Origin of the sequence: Hufsiella arboris (assembly GCF_009834875.1) — a bacterium.
Classification (GTDB): Bacteria; Bacteroidota; Bacteroidia; order Sphingobacteriales; family Sphingobacteriaceae; genus Hufsiella_A; species Hufsiella_A arboris.
In genome coordinates this window covers 246,166-267,671 of record NZ_WVHT01000006.1, presented here as the reverse complement: position 1 = coordinate 267,671, position 21,506 = coordinate 246,166, and the positions used below count along the sequence as shown (strand labels likewise).

General features: G+C 41.5%; 16 protein-coding genes. 11 read left to right on the top strand and 5 right to left on the bottom strand.

Features of this window, described 5'->3' with window-relative positions; all coding sequences use genetic code 11:
- Positions 1-84 precede the first annotated feature (84 nt).
- Positions 85-2,694, bottom strand: a complete 2,610-nt coding sequence (gene clpB, locus GS399_RS14275; protein WP_160845316.1) for an ATP-dependent chaperone ClpB — start codon at positions 2,692-2,694, stop codon at positions 85-87.
- 209 nt (positions 2,695-2,903) lie between these two features.
- Here clpB and GS399_RS14270 point away from each other — a divergent pair, with 209 nt between their 5' ends.
- From GS399_RS14270 to GS399_RS14255, 4 genes are all read left to right on the top strand, one after another.
- A complete protein-coding gene (locus GS399_RS14270) occupies positions 2,904-4,136 on the top strand; it encodes a DEAD/DEAH box helicase (protein ID WP_202409467.1) in 1,233 nt (410 codons plus the stop codon).
- Positions 4,137-4,153: 17 nt separating this feature from the next.
- Entirely contained in the window at positions 4,154-5,023 is an 870-nt protein-coding gene (locus tag GS399_RS14265; RefSeq protein ID WP_160845315.1) for an aldose 1-epimerase family protein, read from the top strand.
- A gap of 16 nt (positions 5,024-5,039) precedes the next feature.
- Positions 5,040-5,501, top strand: a complete 462-nt coding sequence (locus GS399_RS14260; protein ID WP_160845314.1) for a MaoC family dehydratase — start codon at positions 5,040-5,042, stop codon at positions 5,499-5,501.
- Between the two features lie 179 nt (positions 5,502-5,680).
- Positions 5,681-7,024: a GH1 family beta-glucosidase gene (locus GS399_RS14255; protein WP_160845370.1), complete on the top strand. Its 1,344-nt coding sequence runs from the start codon at positions 5,681-5,683 to the stop codon at positions 7,022-7,024.
- Here GS399_RS14255 and GS399_RS14250 read toward each other — a convergent pair.
- Positions 7,007-7,699: a class I SAM-dependent methyltransferase gene (locus GS399_RS14250; protein ID WP_369410127.1), complete on the bottom strand. Its 693-nt coding sequence runs from the start codon at positions 7,697-7,699 to the stop codon at positions 7,007-7,009. The two genes, GS399_RS14255 and GS399_RS14250, sit on opposite strands and share 18 nt — an antisense overlap.
- A gap of 249 nt (positions 7,700-7,948) precedes the next feature.
- On the opposite strand from GS399_RS14250, the gene GS399_RS14245 reads away from it, so the two are divergent.
- Both GS399_RS14245 and GS399_RS14240 read left to right on the top strand, forming a co-directional pair.
- Positions 7,949-8,878, top strand: a complete 930-nt coding sequence (locus tag GS399_RS14245) for an SPFH domain-containing protein (protein ID WP_160845313.1) — start codon at positions 7,949-7,951, stop codon at positions 8,876-8,878.
- Positions 8,875-9,639, top strand: a complete 765-nt coding sequence (locus GS399_RS14240; protein ID WP_160845312.1) for a M90 family metallopeptidase — start codon at positions 8,875-8,877, stop codon at positions 9,637-9,639. The genes GS399_RS14245 and GS399_RS14240 overlap by 4 nt, the downstream gene beginning before the upstream one ends.
- Positions 9,640-9,691: 52 nt before the next feature.
- Here GS399_RS14240 and GS399_RS14235 read toward each other — a convergent pair whose 3' ends face one another.
- On the bottom strand, positions 9,692-10,564 hold the full coding sequence (locus tag GS399_RS14235) for a polysaccharide deacetylase family protein (protein ID WP_160845311.1): 873 nt from the start codon (positions 10,562-10,564) through the stop codon (positions 9,692-9,694).
- A gap of 136 nt (positions 10,565-10,700) precedes the next feature.
- On the opposite strand from GS399_RS14235, the gene GS399_RS14230 reads away from it, so the two are divergent.
- A complete protein-coding gene (locus GS399_RS14230) occupies positions 10,701-11,549 on the top strand; it encodes an STAS/SEC14 domain-containing protein (RefSeq protein ID WP_160845310.1) in 849 nt (282 codons plus the stop codon).
- A 79-nt stretch (positions 11,550-11,628) separates the two neighbouring features.
- Positions 11,629-13,809, top strand: coding sequence for a c-type cytochrome (locus tag GS399_RS14225; RefSeq protein ID WP_160845309.1), 2,181 nt, complete (start codon positions 11,629-11,631; stop codon positions 13,807-13,809).
- A gap of 13 nt (positions 13,810-13,822) precedes the next feature.
- On the opposite strand, the gene GS399_RS14220 is transcribed toward GS399_RS14225, so the two are convergent.
- On the bottom strand, positions 13,823-15,340 hold the full coding sequence (locus GS399_RS14220; RefSeq protein ID WP_160845308.1) for a malate:quinone oxidoreductase: 1,518 nt from the start codon (positions 15,338-15,340) through the stop codon (positions 13,823-13,825).
- Positions 15,341-15,414: 74 nt separating this feature from the next.
- On the bottom strand, positions 15,415-16,179 hold the full coding sequence (locus GS399_RS14215; protein ID WP_160845307.1) for a tyrosine-protein phosphatase: 765 nt from the start codon (positions 16,177-16,179) through the stop codon (positions 15,415-15,417).
- Positions 16,180-17,021: 842 nt separating this feature from the next.
- On the opposite strand from GS399_RS14215, the gene GS399_RS14210 reads away from it, so the two are divergent.
- Genes GS399_RS14210 through GS399_RS14200 form a run of 3 tightly spaced genes read left to right on the top strand, consistent with a single transcriptional unit; the run spans position 17,022 to position 21,504 of the window.
- Positions 17,022-17,807 (top strand): polysaccharide biosynthesis/export family protein, encoded by a 786-nt coding sequence (locus tag GS399_RS14210; RefSeq protein ID WP_160845306.1) that lies wholly within the window; start codon positions 17,022-17,024, stop codon positions 17,805-17,807.
- 36 nt (positions 17,808-17,843) lie between these two features.
- The gene (locus GS399_RS14205) at positions 17,844-20,135 is read left to right on the top strand and encodes a GumC family protein (RefSeq protein WP_160845305.1); all 2,292 of its coding nucleotides are present in this window, start codon (positions 17,844-17,846) and stop codon (positions 20,133-20,135) included.
- Complete coding sequence (locus tag GS399_RS14200; RefSeq protein ID WP_160845304.1) at positions 20,098-21,504, top strand: lipopolysaccharide biosynthesis protein; 1,407 nt, start codon at positions 20,098-20,100, stop codon at positions 21,502-21,504. The genes GS399_RS14205 and GS399_RS14200 overlap by 38 nt, the downstream gene beginning before the upstream one ends.
- Positions 21,505-21,506: the final 2 nt, after the last annotated feature.

The following is a 21,506-nucleotide window of genomic DNA, read 5'->3' as shown; positions in this document are numbered from 1 at the left end:
CAAATTGATGGTGCAACAACTTTTAAAAATAAGCATAAAAAAAACCATCCATGGTATGTGGATGGTTTTTGATTTATTTTTTAATCAGGATTCAACCTGCTCGGACGCATTGAGAAATACAAAGTGATTATCAAATACATCAAGCTTAATTTTGCTATCCTTATCAACTTTTCCTGCTAAGATATCTTTGGAAAGCTCGTTAAGAATACGTTTCTGTATAACCCTTTTCAAGGGGCGGGCACCAAATTGAGGATCATAGCCCAATTGCGCGAGCCAATCCAGGGCCTCACCCGAGGCTTCCAGTTCTATTCCCATTTCAGCCAGAGACTGCTGAACATTTTTAAACTGGAGAGTGACAATGTCGCGTATTTCGCTTCGACCAAGTGGCGTGAACATGATCAGATCATCAATACGGTTTAAAAACTCCGGGCGAATGGTTTGCTTCAAGAGATCGAACAGCTCGTTTTTGGTTTTAGCAACGATCTCATCCTCATTGTTCTCATTCAGTTCCTTGAAATTTTCCTGTATCAAATGCGAGCCGATATTAGAAGTCATGATGATAATGGTGTTTTTAAAGTTTACCACCCGGCCTTTGTTATCAGTTAAACGACCGTCATCTAATACCTGGAGCAAGATATTGAATACATCCGGATGTGCTTTTTCAATCTCATCAAGCAAAATAACCGAATAAGGTTTGCGCCTTACAGCTTCTGTTAACTGGCCGCCTTCATCATATCCGACATATCCCGGAGGCGCACCGATGAGGCGACTCACGGCATGTCTTTCCTGGTATTCGCTCATGTCAATGCGTACCATCGAATGTTCGTCGTTGAACAGGAATTCGGCAAGTGCTTTTGCAAGCTCGGTCTTACCGACGCCTGTTGTTCCAAGAAATATAAAGGAACCGATCGGTTTACGTTTATCATGCAAACCTGCTCTTGATCGTCTTATAGCGTCGGAAATAGCTTCAATTGCTTCCTGTTGTCCTGCAACACGTTTGTGCAATTCTTCCTCGAGATTTAACAGCTTTTCACGTTCGCTCTGGATCATTTTGGTAACCGGAATACCGGTCCACCTGGAAACAACGCCAGCAATATCTTCGGATGTAACTTCTTCTTTCAGCATGCGGCCGTTCAGCTGCTTTTCATCCAGCTCTTTTTTAAGCTTTTCAACCTCATCCTGCGCCTCCTTGATTTTTCCATAGCGAAGCTCGGCTACTTTACCGTAATCGCCGGCGCGTTCTGCCTGCTCGGCTTCGAGTTTATAACCTTCAATTTGTTCGATATGCGCATTGATAGCGTCGACCAGATCTTTTTCAACCTGCCAACTGGCCTTGACGGAGTCACGATCTGCCGATAAGTTGGCAATTTCCAGCGAGAGGTCGTTTACTTTCTTATCGTCATTTTCACGCTTAATCGCTTCCCGTTCGATTTCAAGCTGCATGATACGCCGTTCAAGTTCATCAACCGCTTCAGGAACTGAATCCATTTCAAGACGGAGTTTTGAAGCAGCTTCGTCCATCAGGTCAATAGCCTTATCAGGTAAAAAACGATCGGAAATATAACGTTGCGATAGTTCAACAGCCGAAATGATTGCTTCGTCCTTTATCCGCACTTTATGGTGGGTTTCGTAGCGTTCTTTTAAACCTCTCAGGATAGAAATTGCATCCTGTGTGTCAGGTTCGTCTACCGTTACCTTTTGAAAACGACGCTCAAGAGCTTTGTCTTTTTCAAGGTATTTCTGGTATTCGTTCAAAGTGGTAGCACCGATAGCCCTTAATTCACCGCGTGCAAGGGCGGGTTTTAAGATGTTTGCTGCGTCCATTGCACCTTCACCACCTCCAGCGCCAACTAATGTATGTATTTCGTCAATAAACAAAACTATTTCACCGTCGCTTTGAGTAACCTCTTTAACAACTGCTTTTAAACGTTCTTCAAACTCTCCTTTATACTTGGCACCGGCAACTAATGCGCCCATGTCAAGGGAGTAAACAACCTTGCTTTTTAAATTTTCGGGAACGTCGCCCTTGATGATACGAAAGGCGATTCCTTCTGCAATCGCAGTTTTACCTACGCCCGGTTCGCCAATTAAAATTGGGTTGTTTTTTGTACGGCGGCTTAATATCTGTATTACACGGCGGATTTCCTCGTCGCGGCCAATCACCGGATCCAACTTTCCGCTCGACGCATATTCATTTAGGTTGCGGGCATATTTGTTCAATGCATTATACGTTGCTTCGGCATTTTGATCGGTTACCCGACTGTCGCCGCGCAGCTCAGTAATGGCTTTTTTAAGGTCTTTTTCTGTAACACCAGCGTCTTTTAAGATGGAACTTGTTTTATCGCCAACGGTTAAAATTCCAAGCAGAATATGTTCCACGGATACAAACTCATCCTTAAACTCTTTAAGGTACGATTGTGCTTTCTGTAAAGCGCTGTTGGCGGATGACGATAAATAAATTTCGCTGCCGCTTACTTTCGGAAAGCTCTGTATTTGCGCGTCAAGTACGCTGTTAACACGGTTTAAATTTACGTTGAGTTTTTTAAGGAGATAGCTTACAACGTTCTCATCAACAGTAAGTAATCCTTTTAATATATGAGCAGTTTCAATTGCCTGCTGCTGATTTCCTGCAGCAATTTCTGAAGCTTTTTGAATTGCTTCCTGGGCTTTGATCGTAAAGTTATTGAAATTCATAGTACTCATTTTTTATCAAAACACCGACCATTTCTTATTTGATTTAAAAACCTGAAAATATGTCGCTCAATAACGGACCCGCCTGTAAAAATGGCTGATAGCAAGTGATTTAAACTGAAATAATTACATGCTTCTTTATCTTCTTAAAGCTAAGTAAAACCTAGTCGGAATATTTTAGTAATTTTAAGGCCATTCTTGAAATAAATAAATTGACATTCGACGATTTTAACTTAGACGGGCAGCTGATGGAAGGCCTGAGTAACATGGGTTACAAACAGCCAACCGCTATTCAACAGCAAGCTATCCCCGCGATATTGCAAAACAAAGACCTGATTGCCTGTGCGCAAACAGGTACCGGTAAAACTGCATCCTTCATTTTGCCGGTTATGCATCACATAATTCAAAGTAAAGACCGGCATGTAAGTACGCTGATCCTGGTTCCAACGAGAGAACTCGCGGTTCAGATAGATCAGCATGTTGAAGGATTTTCCTATTTCACCGACGTAAGTTCTATTGCCGTTTATGGCGGTGGCGACGGAAGTGTTTATGAGCAGCAACGCCGGGCATTAATACATGGGACAGATATTATCATCGCAACTCCGGGCCGCCTGATTGCCCACCTGGTATCCGGAATTGTTAAGCTTGATTATCTCCAGCATTTAGTACTGGACGAGGCCGACAGAATGCTGGATATGGGTTTCAGCGATGACATCATGCGAATCGTAAGTTATCTGCCCAAAAAACGCCAGACTCTTTTGTTTTCGGCTACTATGCCGCCTAAAATACGGACACTTGCCAATAAGTTGCTTCATGAACCTGAGCAGATTAACGTCGCGATATCACAGCCTGCAAGCGGAATTTTGCAGCAGGCTTATATGGTATTTGATGAGCAGAAGATCCCACTAATAGAATCGTTGCTCAAAGACACTGAATATAAAAGTATCATCGTATTCGCATCACGAAAGGACAAAGTAAAAGATCTCGAAAAAAGCTTCAAAAAGATCAAAATTGAGTCGAAAGCGTTCCACTCTGATTTGGATCAGTCTGAAAGAGAAATTATCATGCGCTCTTTTAAAAACAAGCAGCTTCGCGTTATTATCGGTACCGACGTTCTTTCCCGCGGTATCGATATCACAGGGATCGACCTTGTAGTTAACTTCGACGTTCCACCGGATCCTGAAGATTATATTCACCGGATCGGCCGCACGGCGAGAGCTGAATCGACCGGAACTGCTATTACGTTCATCAATGAAAAAGATCAGCGCCGGTTTTCCAGTATAGAGAACTTAATTGGCCGCGAAATTGACAAACTGTCGTTACCGGAAGGCTTCGGTGATGCACCGGTTTATAATCCGAAGGCTAAATCAAGCAACGACAACAACAAACGGCGCAACTGGAAAAAGAAAAAACCGCAGCAGCAGCAGAACAAGACGCCTAATTAGAAGTTAATGATAACATTATGATTAACCTTGAAAACGAACTCTTAAAAGTAACGATCAATTCAAAAGGAGCAGAGCTGACCTCCATCTTTGATAAACGCAACAACGTCGAACATATCTGGTACGGTAAGCCGGACATTTGGGCCGGGCGGGCGCCAAATCTGTTTCCTGTTGTAGGGGGGTGCGTTAATAATGAAATTCATATTAACGGCGCATCTTATCCGATGTTTCGACATGGTTTTGCCCGGCAGTCACAATTTACCAAACTTGAAGCTAAGCCGGATTATGCGGAGCTTTCCCTGCATTACAGTGCAGATACATTTCAGGATTATCCTTATAAATTCGAATTTCAGGTTCTGTTTGAACTTACCGGAAGCGAGCTAACACAGACCTATAAAATAATAAACCGCGATACACAAGCCGTTTATTTTTCTGTAGGTGCGCATCCGGCTTTTAATGTTCCTTTTTTTGCCGGGGAAAATTATGAAGATTATTATCTGGAATTTGACAAGGAAGAACCGCTTTATACACATTCCTTATCATCAAATGGCTACTTCAACGGCGAAACGAAGGAAGTTGCTACCACGGGAAACAAGCTTCATTTGACAACTCATTTGTTTGATGATGACGCCCTTGTGTTTAAAAATATTCAATCACGGAAAGTCAGCTTACGCAGTACAGAGCACAATAACTCTGTAGAAGTTACTTTTCCTCATTTTAATTACCTTGGAATTTGGGCCAAGCCAGGTGCACCATTTTGCTGTATCGAACCATGGCTGGGCTGCGCTGATACAGAAGGTAAAATAGTGGATATCTCTCAAAAAGAAAATATTCAAAAAGTTGAAAAAGGACACGTTTTCGAAGCAGATTTTTCAATTAAGATAAATTAGTCTGTTATTTCCAGCTATGCTTATAATAAATAATTACGACGAATTTGCTGCGCATGCAGGTAAGGAGCTAGGTGTCTCTGAATGGCACCAAATCAACCAACAGCAAATTAACCAATTCGCCGACGCTACGTTAGATCATCAATGGATCCATGTGGATGAAACCAGGGCGGTAGAAGAAGGCCCCTTTAAATCTACCATTGCACATGGCTATCTAACCCTTTCTCTAATTCCATATTTGTGGAAACAGATAATTGATATCCGCAATTTAAAAATGGAGATCAACTACGGTATCGAACACTTACGTTTCGCGCAGCCGGTTACGGTAAACAGCGAAGTACGTTTAAAAGTGAAGCTTGTTGCCATAGCCAATCTGCGTGGTGTTACGAAAGCGAATATTGGTATTGAACTTGAAATAAAAGATCAGAGAAAGCCAGCTTTTACCGGCGAAGCAGTTTTTCTGTATCACTTTATAAGTTAATAGCTTAAACTTCAGCTAACCATAAGTTAATAGTTGATTTGTATGATTGTACAAATAGTTGGTTATGGGAAGGCTTTTGGAAAAAATCAAAAAGTGGTTAATCGTACGAAGTATGCGTTCTTTTTTTCGGCCGTATAGATATTACTACTGAAAAATTATCGCCGCTACGTTAAACAGGAATAGTGTTTACTAAAAATTCATTCGGCGACCAGTTTTCCTGGGGGGTATCGGCAGCTGCATATCAAACGGAAGGCTCTCATCTCAGTGATGGAAAAGGTTTGTCTATATGGGACGTATTTTCGGGTATCAAAGGAAAGATAAACCAGAATCATCATGCGCAAACTGCTTGTGATTTTTATAACGCCTATGAAGGCGACATCGATTTAATTCGCGAGCTTAATATTCCTAATTTTCGTTTTTCGGTTGCCTGGTCACGTATTTTCCCTGCTGGGACCGGTCAGATAAACCAGAAAGGAATTGATCACTATAATAAAGTAATCGATTACTGCCTCGAGCAAAACGTCGAACCCTGGTTAACGCTTTATCATTGGGATCTCCCGCATGCCCTCGAATTAAAAGGCGGCTGGACGAACAGGGATATCGTTTCATGGTTCCTGGATTATGTTGAGCTATGTGCCAATAAATTTGGCGACCGTGTTAAAAACTGGATGGTTTTAAATGAGCCGCTAGTATTTACCGGTGCTGGTTATTTCCTTGGAATTCACGCGCCTGGTAGAACGGGCCTTAAAAATTTTTTACCGGCAGTTCATCACGCTACTTTATGCCAGGCACAGGGCGGTGCATTGCTGCGCGACTTACTTCCCGAAGCAAACATCGGCACTACATTTTCCTGCTCACTGGTAGAGCCATTTTCTCAAAAGCAGCGTGATGTGAACGCGGCGGCTAGAGTTGACGCGTTACTTAACAGGTTATTTATTGAGCCATCTCTTGGATTAGGCTATCCTTACCAGGATATTCCATTTTTAAGGCAGATAGAAAAGTACTTTCAACCTGATGATGCTGATAAGCTGAAATTCGATTTTGATTTTATTGGCCTGCAAAATTACACCAGGGAAGTAGTTAGATATTCGTTGTTTACACCATACATGCATGCGAAGCTGGTCGGCGCACTTAAGCGAAAGGTCCCGGTAACCGCCATGAAATGGGAAGTCTATCCGCAGTCGATCTATGAGATGATTAAAAAGTTTAACGGGTATAACCAAGTTAAAAAGATCATCATCACCGAAAATGGCGCTGCCTTTCCCGATGAGCTTGTGAACGGAGAAGTTGATGATCCACTTCGCGTAAGCTACCTGGAAAATTATCTCAGCCAGGTTGTTAAAGCAAAACAAGAGGGTTTGAAAATCGACGGCTATTTCGTGTGGACGCTTACCGATAATTTTGAATGGGCCGAAGGCTATCACCCAAGATTCGGGCTTATTTACATTGACTTCGACACGCAGACACGTATTATTAAATCATCAGGAAAATGGTATCGAGATTTTTTAGCCGGCAAGAGTTAACCTGGCAAGATACTGATCGTCTTCATCTTCGTACATTATCTCGGTGTTCCATCCGGCTTGTAGCGCGATAGCGGTTAACGCATTCTGATCAACGTAAAGCCAGTCGAACCATTCGCCTGCAATATCTTTGTAAACGTATTGGTAGGAGATCTCGCCAAAATAGTTTTCGCTGAGTTTACTTCCATCTGCCTTAAGATATGAAACATCGGAAGAGTCGAATAGCAACTGGCCGCCGACATTAAGTAATTTTTTAGCTTGCTGAAGGAAATTTGAAAGGCCTTTTAATGTGCCGCAAATCCCGACGCCATTCATCAAAAGAAGCAGGGTGTCAAATTTTTCGTCATTATAATTGAAGAAATCAGCGCAGCGTATATTTTTTACACCACGATCTTTCATGATTTCCGCTGCAACTTTGTTAATCTCCAACGCTGTCACATCAGCTTCCCACTGCTGCAGAATAAGTGAATGGCAGCCTGCACCAGCACCTACATCCAGAATTCTACCGCTTGACAATTCCAGCGCATAATATTCAAGGTCGGAAATATCTTCTTCTTCCCGAAAGAAGACTTCAACAGGCATTTTTTCCGGTTCTCCATATGAGTTATTAAGCCATAATATATCCTGGCTATTTTTGTTATAGAAATCTGATAATGCTGAAGAAAATGGATCCATCATAAAAAAAGAAGCTTCTTGATGGGCAAGAAGCTTCAAACTAACCAATTATAAACCTAATATAGAAAAGGAATTTCTCCCTTTGTATGATACAAAGATAAAGCATATAAAATGCCAAAGTGTTAACGAATTGTTAAATTTTAAAAATTTTCGATGAATAGCAACCGATTGCAGCTATGTCTTAAATAATTACTCTACATAACTATCTGAGTTTAGATAAATAAAATATCTTTAGTTATTAAAATCAAATCAATGAATTTAACCTTAGCAATTTCCTTGTTCGTTGTGCTTGTGATCCTGTTTTCTTCGTTTGTGACCGTGAAGCAGGGAACAATCGCGGTAGTGACTGTTTTCGGCAAATATCGCCGGATTTTACAACCGGGATTAAACTTCAAAATTCCGCTTATTGAACAAATATATTCGCGTATTTCTATTCAAAACCGGTCCGTGGAACTGGAGTTCCAGGCGGTAACCGTTGACCAGGCAAATGTTTATTTTAAGGCAATGCTCCTCTATTCGGTTTTGGATGATAATGAGCAAAGTATTAAAAATGTAGCTTTTAAGTTTGTCGACGAGCGAAATCTTATGCAGGCGCTGATCCGCACTGTCGAAGGATCGATTCGTGCTTTCGTAGCTACAAAAAAGCAGGCAGATGTATTGATTTTAAGACGCGACATTGTTGAACACGTAAAAGAACAGATTGACCAGATATTGGAGAGCTGGGGATATCATTTACAGGATCTTCAGTTAAATGACATTACGTTTGATGATGTTATTATGAAATCAATGAGTCAGGTTGTGGCGTCCAACAATTTAAAGGCCGCAGCAGAAAACGAAGGCCAGGCTTTATTAATTACTAAAACTAAATCTGCCGAAGCGGAAGGAAACGCGATTAAGATTGCCGCTGAGGCCGAACGCCAGGCCGCACAGCTCCGTGGCCAGGGTATCGCGTTGTTTCGCGAAGAAGTTGCAAAAGGTATGACATTGGCCGCGAAAGAAATGGAGCAGGCTAACATGGACACTTCAGTAATTCTGTTTACGATGTGGACAGAAGCCATCAAACATTTCTCTGAAAATTCAAAAGGCAACGTTATCTTTCTTGACGGATCGGGCGATGCGATGCAACGCACAATGAAAGAAATGATGAGTCTACACGCAATGGAACAACTAAAAGACAAATGATCTACCTGATTTGCGCGGCAGTACTTATAATTTTTATCATAGTTTATCTCCGCAGCGGTAAACCGGGGAAGCCGGTAACTGAAAAGGAACTTACGGAAATAAAGCTATTGCTTGAAACTTTTGTCGGCTTCTACCAAAAGCTGGGTGCAGATAAGAAGGCAATTTTCGAACAGAAGATCGTAACGTTCCTGTCTCACACAAAAATTGAAGCTATAGGAACTGAAATTGAAGAACTTGACAAGGTATTGGTTGCGGCGAGCGCCGTTATCCCGATTTTTGGTTTTCCAGACTGGCGATATCACAATCTAACTAATGTGATTCTTTATCCTGACGTTTTCGACAAGGAGTTTCAATATGAAGGTTCTGGGCGCAACACGATGGGCATGGTTGGTGAGGGTTATATGAACGGCCAGATGATTTTGTCGAAATCATCGTTAAGAGCTGGTTTCATAAACAAGGATGACAAGCAAAATACCGGTGTGCATGAGTTTGTCCATTTGCTGGATAAAAGCGATGGAACGGTGGATGGCGTGCCCGAAATCCTGTTAAGCCACAGTTATACAATACCCTGGTTAAAAATGGTGCACCATGAAATGAAAGACATTGAGAAGGGTAAGTCAGATATTAATCCCTACGCCGCCGAAAATGAAGGAGAGTTTTTGGCGGTTGTTTCCGAATATTTTTTCGAGCGGTCGGAGCTTTTGGAGAGCCGGCACCCGGAGCTCTATAAGATGTTAAACGGCATGTTCCATCCCGGATAAAAAAGATTTGTGGTTTGTGTGTTAGACAAACCACAAATCTTAATAATAACCTTTAAAAACTGTTTACAATACTGTTGCGTAATGTTTTTGGCGCCCAGTAGCCGCTTGCAATGATCCGTCTGATAGTGAATAACGGATCATTTTGATCACGTTTTTCGGCGAGTTGAAAAGCTGCTAAAAATCCGCGTTTCTTAAGTTCAGGAATTCCTTCAGCATTCCACAAACCAAATGGATAAGCGAAATACTTCATCTTTTTGCCGGTTATTTCTTCAAGCTTCTTGGTTGGCTTGTCAATCTGAGTTTCCCAGTCTTTGCCCTGGTATTTTTTAAAGTTGTGATGATCCCAGGTATGGCTTCCAATTTCATTTCCTTCGTCAGAAAGGGCTTTTACCTGTTCCGAACTCATATAATGCGGGCGACCAAGCGATACGGTCATAATAAAATACATAGCCTTAAATCCGTACTTTTTTAAGGTTGGAGCCGCGATCGTATACTGATCAAGATCGGTATCGTCAAACGTTAATAAAATCGGTTTTGATGGCAGAGCAGCACCTGTATTCAGGTAATCGTAAAGCTGATCGGTTGAAATGGTGTGGTAACCACTGTCAGCCAGCATTTTAATCTGATCCTTAAATGCCTGGATTGGAACGATATAGTCCTTTGCAGTTTTAGAATCAGTCGGCTTCCAGTCGCGGATCTGGTGATAACAAAGCACAGGCACTTGCTTGCGGGCAAGAATAGTGGCGGCGCTTGCTACTTTAACCGTTGATGGATCAGCAGCTTTAGCCGTTTCCGATGTTGCTGAGTCAGTTTTTTCCGCAACTGCAGAATCAGCTGACGAAGCAACCGTGGTGGTTGAAGCCGTCTGGCAGGAGAGAAGAGCCGTAGAGGCAACAAATAAGGATGCGCACAAAAATCTATTCATAATACTAAATAATATCAAGTAGTTAACAGACTGCGAAATTAATTAAATCCCAATGTCTGCCAACTGGAAAGCTGCTGAAGATTGTCAAATGTTTTCAACATTAGCGGCATTTCAATGTTAGTTAAAAAACGTGACTATGATAGAGCAGTTCAATGATTTACCTTCCAACGCTGCCGGTTTTCGGGCGACTGGCCAGGTGACTAAAGATGACTATGAAAAAGTTGTTATTCCAGCCATTAATGACCTGATCTCGCGGACCGGAAAAATTAATTTTTTGCTTTTCATAGATACGGAACTTCCCAATTTCAGTCTCGGCGCGTGGTTTAACGACCTAAAGCTGGGATTGCAAAATTTTTCAAAGTGGAACCGGATTGCTATTGTCAGTAATTACGATTTGGTCAAATATTTTTCAGATGCGTTTACAGCAATTGTGCCCGGACAATCTAAAGGTTTTAAAACCGCAGATCTGGAATACGCCAAACTATGGATCGCAGAAGATGGTCGTGTTTTAATTGTGCAGAATAACTTCAGGAATGAAATATTGGCCGGAATTATGGCAGGCATGCGCGCATCCGCAGCACCGGCGTTCACAAGCCGCCTTTGTCAAAGGAGCCCGAAATCGCTTCAGGATTCATACTTTAAATTTATGGAGTCACCGGTAACGTCGGCAATCACCGGCACAAACGTAGCGCTGGAATTTATTGGCGATAAACTTCCGTGGACGCCAAACCGGACAAAAGCTGGAGGCGTAATAGCCCGTGTGTTGTCCGGAGCATTATCTGCCGCGGTAATCAGTAAAAAGCAAAACAGGCCGGCCTTAGCTGGCGGCATAATTGGCGCAGTTTCAGCAATTGGTTCAACATATCTGTTTTTTTATCTGCGGAAAAGGCTTGTAAAGCAAGCTAATCTGCCTGACCCGTTAATAGGTCTGATGGAAGATCTGGTTGTTTTATATCTTGGAACCAGGATCTTGAAAGAACGTTAACAATTTTTCTTCATGTACTGGATTAGCTGTATTTTAGGATCAACCAAAGGTTGATTTCTCAATATCAGCTATAAACCAAATGATAAAATTTAGTATTCGTTCTGAAAAACTTTTCAGGTTTTCACTCCCGATTTACGCTTTGAGCTGTTTATTTGCTTGCCATTCATCAACTGAAAAACATGATTCCTGGCAGGTCTACAACGGTTCTAAAACAAATATCAAATATTCAACGCTTGATGAAATTGATACCAGCAACGTATCAAAATTAAAAGTAGCATGGCAATTTGATACAGGCGATGCTGATACAGTAAATCATTCCCAAATCCAATGTAACCCGATAGTAATAGACAGTATTTTATACGGTACCTCTCCGCAAATGAAGCTGTTTGCCCTGAACGCATCCACTGGAAAAATAAAATGGATGTTTAATCCTTTTGACTCTCTCAGTTCCGACAAAAAAATGTTCTTTATTCTGAACAACTGCAGGGGTGTTACATACTGGACGGACGGGAAGCAGGACAAAAGGATTTTTTACACGGCAGGTTCTGAGCTGTATGCTATTAACGCTAAAACGGGAAAGCCGGTAAGTGATTTTGGTATAAAGGGGAAACTGGATTTACATGAAGGGCTGGGTCGTGATGTTAAAGATCTTTTTGTAAGCTGCACCACTCCGGGCGTTATTTTTAACAATTTACTGATCCTCGGTTCACGTGTTGATGAAGGCGCGAACGCCGCTCCCGGGCATATACGGGCCTTCGATGTAAAAACCGGTAAACTGGCATGGCTGTTTCATACTATTCCGCATCCCGGCGAGCAGGGCTATGACTCATGGGAGGATAAAGAGGCATACAAACATATTGGCGGAGCAAATTGCTGGAGCGGTTTCAGTCTTGATGAAAAGCGAGGCATCGTTTACGCTCCGATAGGTTCCGCATCATTTGATTTTTACGGTGGTAAACGAACCGGTTATAATCTTTTTGCTGATTGCCTGGTCGCGCTCAATGCCTCAACAGGGAAGCTTGTCTGGTATTTCCAGGATATCCACCACGATGTTTGGGACCGCGATCTTCCGGCGCCGCCAGTACTTTTTACAATAAATAAGGATGGAAAAGAGATTGATGCTCTGGCGCAAACCACTAAAACAGGATTTGTCTTTGTGTTAAATCGCGAAACTGGCAAGCCTTTATATCCTGTTAAAGAAACGGCTGTACCAACAGATACCGAGCTTGACGGGGAAAAACTTTGGCCAACCCAACCTATACCAAGCTTGCCTGAACCGTTTATGAGGCAAAAGTTTACTGAAGCAGACGTTAACAAGTTATTGCCGGAAGATTCACAACGAGAAATAATACAACAGCTCGCCTCTTATAAAAATGGCAATATGTTTAATCCGCCATCAAAACAAGGCACTGTTTTATTCCCCGGATTTGATGGCGGCGGCGAGTGGGGAGGCGCAGCGTTCGATCCGAAAAGTAAGTTGCTTTACGTTAATGCGAATGAGATGCCCTGGGTGCTGAAAATGATCGCGATAAAAAAGGAATCGCCTGTTTCGCAAAGCAATTTGCTTGCTGGGAAATCGCTGTACTTACAAAATTGCATTGCCTGTCACGGCCCACAGCGCGAAGGATCTGGAAATTATCCAAGCCTTATTGGAATAAATAAGCGATACAATCTTGTTAGCTTTAAACAACTTATTTCAACCGGCCGCAGAATGATGCCCGCGTTTAAGCAGTTAAATGAGGAAGAGAAGAATGCAATTGCCTCTTTTGTTCTTGACGACAAAGGATTACAATCCAAATCGTTCAAAGCCCAGCCGAAGGCGGATGACCCTTATCTGGATATGCCTTATACAAACACCGGGTATAATAAATTTCTAAGTAAGGAAGGATATCCTGCAATTAGTCCGCCTTGGGGTACATTAAATGCGATTAATATGGAAAGCGGTAAGTTCGAGTGGAAAATTCCGCTAGGTAATGATGCGCGATTTAAAAATAATGGCGCTCCGACAGGTACCGAAAATTATGGTGGTCCGGTTGTTACGGCAGGAGGAATCGTTTTTATCGCCGCGACCAGCGATTCGAAGCTCCGGGCATTTAACAAGCGTAACGGGAAATTACTCGCAACTTTTAATTTACCGGCGTCTGGATTCGCTACGCCGGCTATTTTCCAGGTAAATGGAAAGCAATATGTGGTAATTGCCTGCGGCGGAGGTAAACTCGGAACGAAATCGGGAGATAGTTATGTAGCCTATTCTTTATAGGCCATATAACCTGTTAATGCATTTTTTCCTCGACCTGTAGTTTTAGTAAGTCGCTTGTTTGAGTTCGTGTTTCCTCACATAATTCGGCCGAATCGTTTAATGATTTACCAAACGTCGGAATCATGTCCCTGATTTTTTGTTGCCAAGCCTCCGAGTTAAACTGATTGTTAAAGCAGCGTTCGATAAGCTCAAACATAATTGAAACCGAAGTGGAAGCGCCGGGAGAAGCACCGAGCAATGCGGAAATACTCCCATCAGACGAGGTGACTACTTCTGTACCAAATTCAAGAACGCCGCCTTGCTTTTCGTCTTTCTTGATTACCTGTACACGTTGTCCTGCGATCTCAAGTTCCCAATCTTCCATTTTTGCTTCCGGAAAATATTCCTTTAACGCATTAAGCCTGTCTTCAGGACTTTGCCGAACCTGGTTAATCAAATATTTTGTCAGTGGGATATTATCAAGGCCTGCGGCCAGCATCGGGCGGATGTTGCTTATTTTAATTGATTTAGGCAAATCCAGTATCGATCCGTTTTTCAAAAATTTCGTAGTAAAACCGGCGTATGGACCAAACAGCAGCGCTTTTTCACCGTTAATCATACGGGTGTCAAGGTGTGGAACTGACATTGGCGGAGAACCAACGGCAGCTTTTCCATATACTTTAGCTTCATGTTTTTTTATGATTTCAGGATTGGTGCATTTCAACCACTGACCGCTTACCGGGAAGCCTCCATATCCTTTGCTTTCAGGAATGTCAGATTTTTCCAGGAGTGGAAGTGAACCGCCACCTGCGCCAACAAATATAAAACGTGTGCAAAGCTGCCGTTTTTTCTTTGTTTGAAGGTTTTTAAGTTCCAAATGCCACTTACCTTTTTTATCTTGATAAATATCACGTACCTCGCTGCTCAGGCTAATTTTTACACCTTCAAGTTTTCCAAGGTAATCGAATAGCTCACGTGAAAGTGCACCAAAATTAACGTCGGTACCAATATCCATTTTTGTTGCTGCAACTTTCTGGCTCTTTTTACGGCCACCCATTACCAATGGCATCCATTCGGATATCTGCTGGTGATCTTCTGAATATTCCATCCCTTTAAAAAGGTTGTTTTGGGTTAACGCTTCATGGCGTTTTTTGAGAAATGAAACGTTCTTTTCGCCCCAAACGAAACTCATGTGCGGGACGCTGCTAATGAATGTCTCCGGAGAACCAACAATTTTATTTTTTACAAGATATGCCCAGAATTCCTTCGATACTTCAAATTGTTCTGCGATTTTTATAGCTTTTGAAATATCGACCGACCCGTCAGCTTTTTGAGGAGTGTAATTTAGCTCGCATAAAGCAGAATGGCCTGTGCCGGCATTGTTCCATGCATCGGAACTTTCACCAGCGATAACATCCAGTCGTTCAAAAACTTCGATCTTAATATCAGGCTGAAATTCTTTCAGCATAATACCGAGTGTTGCGCTCATAATACCGGCGCCAATAAGAACTACATCCGGATCTTTTTTCGAAGTTTTTTCAGTATTTCCCATAAAAAGTTGTTGAGTTCGCAAAGATACGTTGCAAATGTTAACAAATTAAATATTAAGGGAATAGTTTTGAAATATTAAGATGCTTTGACAGATGTCAATGACATGCCAAATAATTCTCTGTTTCTGAATGGATAATTCCGTAGATAATGATAGCAATCCTGCCATTTGGTAATATCTTCAAACATCCTTAAATGTCTCTCGTGGTGAAGATCGGTGCCAGCGAAATCAATGAGCTTTTCACTCAATAACTTAACAGCGGCTGCTTTTACCCGTTTGCCGTAATATCCTGTTACTGATAATAGGTTAAGCTGGAACAAACATCCGGCGTCTTTAAGCGCTATAAGTGGCTGCATATTGTCGTGATAATAAGTATATCTTTCCGGATGCGCTAAAATCGGCTTATATCCTTTCGCGAGCAGGTTAAAAACATATTGGCTGATGTTCCGTGATTCAACCTGGTATGACATTTCGATAAGCACATGATTATCAGGTAAACACAGCACCTGGTCGTTCAATAATAGGTCATCAAAGTTTTCATCCATCATGTATTCGGCTGCAGCTTCAACCGTAACAGGCATTGACTTAATTTCAGGAAGTGAATTTAAAGACGCCAGGGCAGCAGAAATAGTTTCTTTGTTATTGGGATATACCTCCATGAAGATATGTGGCGTACAAACAAACTTTTCAAAACCAAACTTTTGCAAACGTTTGATAAAATCAACGCTTTGAATGATAGTTTTTGAGCCGTCATCAAGGCCCGGAAGTAAGTGAGAATGAATATCAATCCCGATATTTTCGAAACTGATTTCTGAGATTTTTTTTCTGAAAATGTTTAACATAAGGGTAGATAGCAGTATTTAAACTTGTTTTATTCGGTAGATAAAATTTGAAACGCTTCCACGGGAAGTAAATTGTATTAACAAAATCTAATTTTTATTAAATGTTTTTTTGGTTTTTATTAGCCAACGGGCTTGTTTGTAAAAAGTTACGTAAAAAGTTATCTTCCGGTCGGCTTAAGGCGTTTTTTTTGTTAATTGCATTTAGTTTTTCAGATCGTGCTAACCAAGAAAAAGACCAAACAAAAAGTATCTGTAGCAATCCCTTCAGATTTGTATGTTTACATCATTGCGAATGTATGTGTATCGCTTATTTTATTAACGATATTATATTTTCTAAAGCAGTCTGTACCTTTGTTTAATTTTCATTAGGCAATTTCACACTCCCTTTCTTAATTACATCTGACTGAAAGCCCTTTGCTTTTTTTCTAACACTAAATTTTATTTGCCACGCCTATTCCGGTGACTATCGGCCATTTATACTTTTATTAAAATTTAACGTAACCAATCATCTATTAATTAAGTAAAATGAGTAAATCACGATTTTGATTTAGTTAATTAAAAAACATTTTATTGAAATATTTCTTATAAAGGACCGTTTAGGTTGAAATTGATGTAAAGAAACCAAGGTTTATTGTCAAAATAATAATTGGTGGATTAGTAAGTAATTTGCCCACTACCTATGAAAAACATATTAATGAACAGCTACTTAAAAAGCCAGAAAGCCTTGCATTTAAACTGCATAGATGATTGACCGAGCCATTTTTTAACTGGCATTTCGGGAGACGTTCCCAACAATGAAAGCCTTTAAACGGCTTTCAAATTATGGACATTTTAATCATTTTATGAAGAATAGGATTTTCAGAAACTTTTTATTTCTTTTTATAAGTTTTGGCTTTTTCTCATGTGTGAGCCAAAAAGACGTTACATATTTTCAAAGCACCAACACCAAAGATTCTTTGACTGCAATGAACGTACAACAGGCCTATGTTATTAAGCTGCAAACAGGTGATATACTTTCTGTGATGGTGAACAGTTTGAGTCCTGAAGCCAATTCGATGTTTAATCCCTACGTTGAAGCTTCAAGAGCGAACACATCGCAAAACATTACCAACAACGCACCGGCTGCCGCCGAAGGATATCTGATTGATGTTGATGGAAATATCACTTTGCCGTTGGTAGGAAAATTAAAGGTTTCCGGTTTAACCGTTAAACAAACAACCGATCTGATCACTGAAAAGCTCGATAAATATCTGCAGCAGCCAACCGTAAATGTCAGGCTGATAAATTTTAAGATATCGATTTTGGGAGAAGTTGTACGACCATCGGTTTACACGATACCTAATGAGCAGATCACGGTCCCACAAGCTTTAGCGCTTGCCGGCGATCTTACTATTTACGGAAAACGAAAAAATATAATGGTTGTGCGTGAAACCGATGGAAAACGCGAGTTCGGCCACGTTGATCTTACCAGCCGGAACATGTTTAACTCGCCGTATTATTACCTGCATGCTAACGACGTAGTGTACGTCGAGCCTTCAAGTGGAAAGTTGACATCAACCGACAGACTTGTGCAGTTATTGCCATTGCTGATCAGCGCAGTATCTCTGCTGACAGTGATCTTGAAATAATCTGCACCCGTAATTCTTACATCTAAAAAGGAATAAATGAATAATCTGCCCAATGATTCTTTTTTCTTTCAGCACGAAGAGCCTCAGAATGAATTTAATTTCAAGGAATTAATTTCAAAATACCTGGCTTACTGGAAATGGTTCGTCATTTCAATTTTGCTTGCCCTGGTATTGGCCTTCGTTTACCTGAAATTGCAAACACCTTTATATAACGTTCAAAGCAGCATCCTGATTAAAGATCAGGATAAGGGAGTAGGCGAAGACGATCTCATGAAAGAGCTTGATATTTTTTCGTCTAATAAGATTGTAGATAATGAGATCGTCATCTTAAAATCTTATACGCTGATGGAAAAGGTTGTAAATAATCTGAACCTTCAGGCTTCCTATTTTTCGAAAGAAGGTTTGACGAAGACAGAGCTTTACAAGAACTCACCGGTGTATGTACATATTTTGAAAGACAACGGGGAAACGTATAAGAAGCCGCTGCAAATTAAAATTGTTGACCGGCAAACTGTCGAACTTAATGATGCAAAAGTGCCGTTAAACACGCCTGTTAAAACCAGTTTCGGAACTTTTCGCATCGAGCTAAGCGGCAAATCTCCCGATGTAAAAGAAGTTGAAGCCGTACTCAGGAAAACCGAATGGGTAGTTGAAAATTATATCCATAACCTGACCGTTGAAACAAGCAGCAAGATGTCGTCAGTGTTGTTACTTAATTTGCAGGATGCGGTGCCAGCCAGAGGCGTTGATATTTTGAATAAATTGGTCGACGCTTATAACAATGCCGGCCTCGCGGATAAAAACAAGGTTGCAGCTAATACACTCGTGTTTGTTGATGAACGCTTAAAGCTGATATCGCAGGAATTAACCAGCGTTGAGAAAAACGTGCAAAACTTCAAATCGAGTGAAGGAATTACCGATATAAGTACAGAATCGCAATTATTCCTGCAAAACGTTCAGCAAAATGATCAGCAGCTTTCGCAGGTCAAGATACAGCAGGGCGTGTTGAACAGCATCGAAAGGTATGTCAGTTCAACTGGTGATAATTCAGGAACCGTTCCTGCGACTTTAGGTGTTAGCGATCCGACGCTTCTGAGCCTGATTGAAACGCTTACTAAATTGCAAACGCAGCGGCAAAGCACAATCCGCATTATCAAACCTGACAACCCGATCGTACAATCGCTCGACGATCAAATCCGCAGTATAAAAGCCAATATCTACGATAATATTCAAACACTGAAAAAGAATATCGAGATAACCCGCGACCAGCTCGAAACACAAAACAGGGGAATAGAGTCGACCATTCGTACCATTCCTGTCAAGGAACGAACATTGGTCGACATCAGCCGTCAGCAAGCGATAAAAAATGATCTTTACACTTATCTGCTGAAAAAGCGCGAAGAAACAGCCTTGTCTTACGCTTCCGCCGTTTACGATAGTCGCACCGTTGACAAAGCGCGAAGCAGCGTGTTGCCCGTGAAACCAGTGAAGAAAAATATATTCCTGCTTTTCGCTGTGGTGGGATTAATAGTTCCATTTGGCGTAGTTTACGGCCGGGATCTGATGAACGATCGTGTTCGTAACCGCCGCGAAATCGAGAAATTTACCAGTGCACCGATTATCGGAGAGATTGCTGAGACAGATAACAAGGAAGCGCTGGTTGTTAGCAAACTCGGCCGAACCGCCATAGCCGAACAGATACGTGCGCTGCGAACAAATCTTGCGTTTTTATCGCCAGGCAAAGGCATTCAAAGCATTTTGTTCACATCGAGTATGAGCGGCGAAGGTAAGTCATTTGTGTCGTTGAATCTTGGAGCCAGTCTCGCGATGACCGGTAAACGCACCGTTATCCTGGAAATGGACCTTCGAAAACCGAAGCTGCATGTTGCATTGAAAATGCCGAATATAAAAGGAATAAGCAACTTCCTTATCGGGCAGGAAACGATCGACAATGTCATAACGGCGGTACCGGAGCAGGAAAACTTTTACATTATAACTTCCGGACCCATACCACCGAATCCTGCTGAGCTTTTGATCAGTCCGAAACTTAAAGAGTTATTTGAAGACCTGAAATCCCGTTTCGACTATATCATAATTGATGCGCCACCGGTTGGCGTTGTTACCGATTCGCAGATTATTGAAGATTTTGCCGACACCACGCTTTATATCATCCGGCATGACTATACTCCGAGGGAGCGGTTGCAGTTTGTGGATTTGATACACAAACAAAAGAAATTTAAAAATTTGAACCTGGTGTTTAACGGCATTAAACAGGGAAGCAAATACGGTTATGGCTACCACCACGACTATGGTTATTACGAGCAATAAAGTGAAGATGGTTACTGCAATTTTAAAAATCAAAGAAAAAGCCTCGTTCAATAACCGGACGTTAAAGAGTATCATTTCTCTTTTTATCCTTCGCGGAGGAAATATCGCCATACAGCTGCTGATTATTCCGGTGTCGATTAAGTTCGTATCCTCAGCTTCGTACGGTTTGTGGCTAACGGTTAGTTCCATGATCGGCTGGCTGAGTATTATGGATATCGGCTTGTCTAACGGCTTACGAAATAAATTGACGGAAGCAATCGCTGAGAAAGATTTCAAATTGGCGAAAACCTATGTCAGCACAACCTATGGCTTGCTTGGAATCATGTCCTTAATTGGGCTGGCAGTTGTATTTGGAGTAATTTATTTGCTGAACTGGCATAATGTTTTGCATATCCCCGAAGATCTTAGTTATTCGGATTTCAAACTTTTGCTCATTATTGTCGGGGTTTCATTTTTTATTTCCTTTATCCTGAAGCCTATTGCCAGCGTTGCGTATGCGCTGCATCGGCCGGGTTTGGAATACCTGATCATTTTCTTGTCCAACTTCGTGAACCTGGGTATTATCTGGATATTCACCCAAACGGCTCCGGCCGGAAGCCTTCTCAGCTTGGCCACGCTCTTTTGTTTTACCCCGATTGTCGTCACCCTGATTTTAAGTGTCATTCTTTACAATAAAACGTTTAAGGATTTCAGTCCATCAGCTACTACGGCGGATTTTAAATATGCCCGGACGCTGACTTCGCTAAGCTTAAAATTCTTTGTGATCCAGATTTCGGCAATTGTAGTTTTTACAACCAATAATTTTATGATATCTCACTTCTTCGGGAATGAAGATGTGACCCGATATAACGTGGTTTCCAAATATTTCAATGTTCCGATCATGCTGCAGGGAATGATTCTGCTGCCATTCTGGACGCATTTTACTGAAGCCTACGTAAAGCGAAATAAAGAATGGCTCAACTCGATTATGAAAAAGCTGCTGAATATGGCGCTGCTGTTTTCCGCAGCCTGTTTTCTGATGGTGATCGGTTCATCATTTATCTACCGGATATGGCTTGGTGAACTGGTTCAGATTCCCCTGTATCTAACCGTTACGGTGGGTGTATTTACAATTCTAACATTAGTTGCCGCTGTATTTTCTACCTTTTTAAATGGAACCGGCCGTATCAAACTGCAAATGTATACTTCACTGATTCCCTGCTTTTTTCATATTCCGCTGACGGTTCTGGTGGTTAAATATTTCCATGCAGGGATTATCGGCGTGATTGGCGTAAGCTGTTTCTGGCTGGTTGCTACGTTGCCACTGCGATACATTCAATACCGGAAAATAATTTCATTCAGCGATGATAACAGTATCTGGAACTCATAAAA

Coding starts and splice junctions, on each gene's coding strand:
- clpB (WP_160845316.1), bottom strand. CDS start 2,694: ATGAATTTCAATAACTTTACGATCAAAGCCCAGGAAGCAATTCAAAAA.
- GS399_RS14265 (WP_160845315.1), top strand. CDS start 4,154: ATGATTAACCTTGAAAACGAACTCTTAAAAGTAACGATCAATTCAAAA.
- GS399_RS14260 (WP_160845314.1), top strand. CDS start 5,040: ATGCTTATAATAAATAATTACGACGAATTTGCTGCGCATGCAGGTAAG.
- GS399_RS14250 (WP_369410127.1), bottom strand. CDS start 7,699: ATGATGGATCCATTTTCTTCAGCATTATCAGATTTCTATAACAAAAAT.
- GS399_RS14245 (WP_160845313.1), top strand. CDS start 7,949: ATGAATTTAACCTTAGCAATTTCCTTGTTCGTTGTGCTTGTGATCCTG.
- GS399_RS14240 (WP_160845312.1), top strand. CDS start 8,875: ATGATCTACCTGATTTGCGCGGCAGTACTTATAATTTTTATCATAGTT.
- GS399_RS14235 (WP_160845311.1), bottom strand. CDS start 10,564: ATGAATAGATTTTTGTGCGCATCCTTATTTGTTGCCTCTACGGCTCTT.
- GS399_RS14230 (WP_160845310.1), top strand. CDS start 10,701: ATGATAGAGCAGTTCAATGATTTACCTTCCAACGCTGCCGGTTTTCGG.
- GS399_RS14225 (WP_160845309.1), top strand. CDS start 11,629: ATGATAAAATTTAGTATTCGTTCTGAAAAACTTTTCAGGTTTTCACTC.
- GS399_RS14220 (WP_160845308.1), bottom strand. CDS start 15,340: ATGGGAAATACTGAAAAAACTTCGAAAAAAGATCCGGATGTAGTTCTT.
- GS399_RS14215 (WP_160845307.1), bottom strand. CDS start 16,179: ATGTTAAACATTTTCAGAAAAAAAATCTCAGAAATCAGTTTCGAAAAT.
- GS399_RS14210 (WP_160845306.1), top strand. CDS start 17,022: ATGAAGAATAGGATTTTCAGAAACTTTTTATTTCTTTTTATAAGTTTT.
- GS399_RS14205 (WP_160845305.1), top strand. CDS start 17,844: ATGAATAATCTGCCCAATGATTCTTTTTTCTTTCAGCACGAAGAGCCT.
- GS399_RS14200 (WP_160845304.1), top strand. CDS start 20,098: ATGGCTACCACCACGACTATGGTTATTACGAGCAATAAAGTGAAGATG.